Below are 6,288 nucleotides of genomic sequence, written 5' to 3' on the forward strand. Positions count from 1 at the left end.
AACGGTATATTAATACCAAAACAATTTAAAGCTCACTTTTCATTAAAAAGATAATATATTATGAATTTTAAAAGAGGATACCTACTATTATTAGTGTTTATTACACAATTTTCATTCTCACAAGAAGGAATTGCAGTTTATTCTGATTATCTATCAGATAACCTTTATTTGTTACATCCCTCAATGGCAGGAGCAGCAGATTGTGGTAAAGTTAGAATGACAGCTCGTCAACAATGGTTTGGCCAAGATGAAGCACCTGCTTTGCAAACATTAAGTTTTAATACTTCGGTAGGAGAGCGTTCAGGAATAGGAGCGATAGTTTTTAATGATAGAAATGGTTATCACACACAAACAGGTGCAAAATTAAGTTATGCACATCATTTAAGATTTTCAAGAAGTACTTTAGATCTGAATCAATTATCATTTGGTATCAATGCAGGTTTAATCCAAAGTAATTTAGATGAAACTTCATTCTATTTGTCAAACCCTTCGTATGATCCAATTGTAAATGGAGGAATAGTTCAAAAGGATTCTTATTTTAATGTAGACTTAGGTGCTTCTTATTTCTATTTAGATTTTTATACTCACTTTACAGTTAAAAATGTTATTGCTAGTAAGAGAGAGTTGTATACAGATATTGAAACAGATAACTTAAGAAAATATTTATGGAGTGTAGGTTATGTGTTTAATGTGGGAGACAATGGCTTATTGTTAGAGCCTTCAACATTGTTTCAATTAGTAGATCAGACAAAAGAAAAAACAATTGATTTAAATTTAAAGCTTTATAAAACTTTAGATTTTGGTAGAGTTTGGGCTGGATTATCTTATAGAAGAAGTTTTGATGGTGCAAACTATGTTGACGGAACAAGTGTAGGAGAACAAAAACTACAATACATAACGCCTATTTTAGGGGTGAATTACAAGAAATTTATGTTTGCTTATACATATTCACATTTAACAGGTAATGTTAAATTTGATAAAGGAGGTTTTCATCAAATTACTTTAGGACTTGATATTTTCTGTAAAAACAGTAGATTTGATTGTAACTGTCCAGCAGTAAACTAAATTTAATTAATTAAAATATATAGTCCCGTTTATTATTATGAACGGGATTTTTTTTGACATGATAATAAAGACAATAAACGGTAAAACACCAAATATCCCTTCCGATTGTTATGTGGCTGAAAATGCTACAATTGTTGGAGATGTTACTTTTGGTGAAAAGTGCAGTGTTTGGTTTAATGCTGTAATAAGAGGTGATGTTAATTTTATTAAAATTGGAAATAAAGTAAACATTCAAGATGGAGCTATTATTCATTGTACTTACCAAAAACATCCAACAATAATTGGTAGTAATGTTTCAATAGGACATAATGCAATTGTGCATGGTTGTACAATTCATGATAATGTTTTAATAGGAATGGGATCAATAGTCATGGATAATTGCGTGGTTGAAAGCAATTCAATCGTTGCGGCTGGAGCGGTTGTAACTCAAAATACTATTATAAAATCAGGTTGTATTTATGCTGGTGTTCCTGCCAAGAAAGTAAAAGATATTGACCAAAGCGATTTTGCGGGTGAAATAGAACGTATCTCGAATAATTATGTAATGTATTCTGGGTGGTTTAAAAACGAAGAATAAGATTAAAAATCTTCTTCAATAACGTTGTATTGGTTATTTAAAATTTCGTTTAAGACCTTTGGATTAGAATTTGTGAAAAAAGTATTTTTAATTTCTGAGTTAAAATTGTTCAATAAGCCATTCTGATTTAAAATCTTTTTAGTTTGTATAGCTACAGCTTCGCCAGAATCAATTATTTTTATTTTAGAGGGAAGAATTTTTTTAATTTGAGGAATCAAATAAGGATAATGACTACATCCTAAAACTAAAAAATCTATATTTTGTTCAATCATTGGATTTAAATAGCTTTTTAATAGATTAAACATTTCTGGCGTGTTAATGTCTCCGTTTTCTATTAATTGAACCAATCCATAGCCTATTTGCTCAACTATCTTTACATTTTCGAACAATGATGAAGTTTTATGAAATAGATCGCTATTAAGCGTTCCTTTTGTGGCTAGGATTCCAATAGTATGTGTTAGAGAATTATTTGCAGCAGGCTTAATAGCAGGCTCGATTCCAATAAATGGGACATCATATGAGGCTCTTAATTCTTTGATTGCATTTGTAGTTGCTGTATTACATGCAACAACGATTATCTTACAATTTCTATTTAATAATAATTCAGTATTTTTTTTACTTAAAACAATAATTTCGTCTTTATTTTTTAATCCATAAGGAGCATTTTTACTATCGGCTAAATAAATAGAATTTTCTAAAGGAAGAAGTTTGTTAATTTCTTTCCAAATTGAAGTTCCACCTATTCCAGAATCAAAAAGACCAATGGGATTGTTTTTTTTCATAAATCAAAAATAAAAAAAAACTGCAATATGTATTACCATAATGCAGTTTTTAATTTTTTAATTTAAGTTTTTATTAGAAACCTAATTCTTTTTTAACTTCAATTAATAAGTTTGGACCGTCAGCCATTAAGACTCCACTCCCATTAGAAGCATCTAATACATACTCATACCCTTTTGCACGTGCCACTTTTTGGATAGCTTGTTGTGCTTTTTCCATAATTGGTTTTACAAGGTCTAATTCTTTTTGTTGTAATTCTTTTGTAGCTGTTTCTCTGTACCCTTGAATACGTCCAGCCATGTCTTGCATTTCTTTTGCTCTTGTTTCGTTAATTGCATCAGAGACTGCGTTAGTTTCAGCATCACCTTGGTATTTTTTCATTTTAGTTTGATACTCTTGTACCATAGTGTTGTACTCGCTATCGTAAGATTTTTGAATTTTCTCAAGTTGAGCTTGAGCAGTTTTCATTGCAGGCATATTTGTCATTAATTCACTTACGTCAATATGCGCCACTTTGGATTGAGCACTTACAAATTGTGCACTCACTAAAAATGCTACTGCGATAAAAATTGATTTTAATTGTTTCATTGTTTTGTGTTTAATTTTAATTTATTCTTATTCTCCGGTTTTATTTTCTTCTTCTTTTTTTGCTTTGGCAGCTTCTCTTTCTTCTAAAATTTTAGCTCTTCTGTCTTCAGCTGCTTTTTTTCGATCTTCTAATTTTTTATTTCGATCGTCTAAAGCTTTTTGTCTTGTTTCTTCAGGTGTTAGTTTGTCTACTTCTGTTGCAGTTTTCTTGTTTCCTTCTGTTGTAGTTTTATCATCACCAGTTGTTGTTGTATTATCTTCTTCAATTAACGTGCCATTTTTTTTAGCTTCCCTTTCTTCAATTAATTTTTGTCTTCTGTCAGCCGCTTCTTGTTTTCTTGCTTCATAAGCTGCTTTCTTGTCTTCAATTAATTTTTCACGAGCTGCTCTTTTTTCATCCAATGCTTTTTGACGTGCTGCCATTTCAGGGTTTTCATCTTGCATATCTTCTAGCGCATCTCTAGATTCTTGTTCTTTTAATTGTTTAGATGTTAGCTGTTCTCTTTTTTCAGCTCTAATAAGTTGTCGAACAACTTGGTCACTGATATCATAACGTTGCGCTGCAAAAAGCATTGTCATATCTGAAGATTTGTCAAAAATAAAATCGTATTTCTTCTGTTCAGCGATGTCTTGTATAATTGTAAAAACTTGGTCTTGAATTGGTTTCACAAGTACAGATTTTTGAATAATTAAATCTCCTTTTGGTCCAAATCTATTTTGTTGATACTCTAATAATTCAGTGTCAAGGTAATTTATTTCTTCTTCTCTTTCTTCAATTAATTCTTTAGTTAAAAGAGGTCTTTCGATTTTTAAATCTTCCTTAAGCTTATTTATTTCATTTTTTTTGGCTTCAATCTCTTGTTTCCATTTTTGGGCTTTAATTTCTAACTGGTTTTTGGCTTCTGCGTAATTTGGAACTTTCTCAAGAATATATTCCATATCAATAAAACCAATTCTTATTCCTCTTGATTGAGAAAAAGTAATTGTTGTACTTAAAAATAAAAATAATAAAACTATTTTTTTCATATTACTATATTTTAAATTATTTAAGTCAAAAAATTAAAACTGTTGACCTATAATAAAGTGTGTTTGCCATCCGCTTTTTTGAGTTGCCCCTGGAATTGCATCAAATCCATGTGCAAAATCTATTCCTAATAATCCAAATGCTGGCATAAATACTCTCAGACCAACTCCAGCGGAACGTTGAACACTAAAAGGATTGTAGGCTTTGAAATCGCTAAATGCAGCTCCAGCCTCTAAAAATGTTAATGCATATATAGAAGCACTAGCTTTTAAAGTGATAGGATATCTTAACTCTAACGAAAATTTATTATAAATAGTACCTCCATCATTCGAAGATAATGAATTATTTGGATATCCACGTAATTGAATCGTTTCTCTACCGTCTAATGAATAGTTAGCAAGTCCATCACCACCTAAGTAAAAACGTTCAAAAGGAACTAAGCCTCTGTCCTGATTATAAGCTCCCATAAACCCAAATTCACCTAGCGAACGCAATACTAATTTATCATAAATTTTAGTATACCAATCTGCCTTAAACTTCACTTTGTAGTATTCCAACCATTTGTATTTTATTTGATCTACTTTGGCAGGATCTGCAACAGCATCTTCTGTAGTATAAGCTTTTGATGGAGTAGGATTTGCAGTTGAAGGTAAAGCAGTTAAAAGATCGCCATTGTTTACCAAAACTTCTGCTCCAGAATCGTCAGTATAGATGTATCCTGTGCCGTTATATACATACTTGTTTTCTGCTAAATCTCCTAAATTAGCATAATCAACACCATTTAAAAGTGAATATGGTGGTGTGAATTTTGCCGAAATACTAAATTCTGATCCATAAGTTGGATAAATAGGATTTATACCCTTACTATTTCTGCTTAATCCGATAGTGTATGCTAAATTTCTAGATGCACCATTTCCGAAAGTAAATAATCCAGAATTATAATTGTTAAGTTTATAATATTGAAAAGATACTGCTTGAGAAAGCGTAAAATAATCATCAGGAACAGTAAGTCTTTTTGCTATACCAACGGACAATGATGTAATTGTAAAACTTTGCGATTTGTCTACATCTCTGGTAGTATAGTTGTATAAAAATTGTTTACTTTGAGATAATGAAGTAGAGAAACTAACAGGTTTCTTTCCTCCATACCAAGGCTCTTGAAAACTTAAACTATAGGTTCTAAAATATGAACTTGCTTGTAAATTAAGAGACATTTTTTGTCCGTCTCCCATCGGTAAAGGTTTGTATGCTTCTTTATTGAAAATATTTCTGATAGAAAAGTTATTAAAGGATAATCCTAAAGTTCCAATAAAACCACCACCACCATAACCACCTTGTAGTTGAATTTGACTAGCTCCTTTTTCTACAACATTATATTCAATATCAACAGTTCCAGCAGCTGCATCTACATTTTTGAATTTAGGATCAATTGCTTCAGGATCAAAAAAGCCTAGTTGACCAAGTTCTCTTATGGTTCTAATTAAAGCATCTTTACTATATTTTTTTCCTGGTTTTGTTAGAATTTCTCTGTAAATAACATGGTCGTTAGTTTTTTCGTTTCCAACAACTGTTATTTTATTAAAGTAAGCTAAAGGGCCTTCACTTATTCTTATTTCAAAATCAATAGTGTCATTTTCTGTTTTAACTTCAACTGTGTTGATGTTTGAAAATAAATAACCATTGTTTTGGTATAGGTTTGTAATGTCTTCTGCATCAGGATTTGTTTTGTCTTCAATTCTTTTTTGAAGCAAAACGCCATTATATACATCACCTCGGTTAATGCTTATTATTCTTCTTAAATATTCTTCTGTGTAAATTGTATTACCTAAGAAACGTATATCACCAAAGTAATATTTTCTTCCTTCTTCTAATTTTACATCAATAAATAATTTGTTTTTATCTTTATTATAGGTAACAGTGTCATTTATGATTCTAGCATCTCTGTATCCTTTTTCTTTGTATTTTGTGATTACATTTGTTAAGTCTTCTTCATATTTTTCTTTTATGAATTTTGAAGCTTTAAAGATCCTAATTGGATTCTGTTGTTTAGTGTTTTTAAAGGCTTTTCTTAATTTTTTATCAGAAAATTGCTCGTTTCCTTCGAAATTTATTTTTTTGATCTTAACTTTTTCACCTTTATCTATTTTAATAAGTAAATCAACATTTGTGTCTGTTGAATCTGGAAATGTATTCACAATTACTTTCGTATTGTAAAAACCATCTTTTTTGTACTTATTTTGAATGTAATTTCTTG

Annotated in this window: 6 protein-coding genes; 2 read left to right on the forward strand and 4 right to left on the reverse strand. The window is 30.4% G+C overall.

Annotated features, from left to right (window positions below; translation table 11 throughout):
* Nucleotides 1-60 precede the first annotated feature (60 nt).
* Entirely contained in the window at nt 61-1,065 is a 1,005-nt protein-coding gene (locus AACZ53_RS13245) for a type IX secretion system membrane protein PorP/SprF (RefSeq protein ID WP_339839370.1), read from the forward strand.
* A gap of 58 nt (nt 1,066-1,123) precedes the next feature.
* On the forward strand, nt 1,124-1,642 hold the full coding sequence (locus tag AACZ53_RS13250; RefSeq protein WP_339839383.1) for a gamma carbonic anhydrase family protein: 519 nt from the start codon (nt 1,124-1,126) through the stop codon (nt 1,640-1,642).
* A gap of 2 nt (nt 1,643-1,644) precedes the next feature.
* On the opposite strand, the gene murI is transcribed toward AACZ53_RS13250, so the two are convergent.
* The 4 genes from murI to AACZ53_RS13270 form a co-directional block, all read right to left on the reverse strand.
* On the reverse strand, nt 1,645-2,424 hold the full coding sequence (gene murI, locus AACZ53_RS13255) for a glutamate racemase (RefSeq protein ID WP_339839372.1): 780 nt from the start codon (nt 2,422-2,424) through the stop codon (nt 1,645-1,647).
* Nucleotides 2,425-2,497: 73 nt separating this feature from the next.
* Nucleotides 2,498-3,010 carry an OmpH family outer membrane protein gene (locus tag AACZ53_RS13260; protein ID WP_339839375.1) on the reverse strand — a complete coding sequence of 171 codons (513 nt, stop codon included), beginning with the start codon at nt 3,008-3,010 and terminating at the stop codon, nt 2,498-2,500.
* A gap of 27 nt (nt 3,011-3,037) precedes the next feature.
* Nucleotides 3,038-4,036, reverse strand: coding sequence for an OmpH family outer membrane protein (locus AACZ53_RS13265; RefSeq protein ID WP_339839378.1), 999 nt, complete (start codon nt 4,034-4,036; stop codon nt 3,038-3,040).
* A 33-nt stretch (nt 4,037-4,069) separates the two neighbouring features.
* On the reverse strand, nt 4,070-6,288 hold a 2,219-nt coding region (locus AACZ53_RS13270; protein ID WP_339839380.1), incomplete at its 5' end, for a POTRA domain-containing protein.

Origin of the sequence: uncultured Flavobacterium sp., from assembly GCF_963975005.1 — a bacterium.
In the GTDB taxonomy this organism is placed as follows: domain Bacteria; phylum Bacteroidota; class Bacteroidia; order Flavobacteriales; family Flavobacteriaceae; genus Flavobacterium.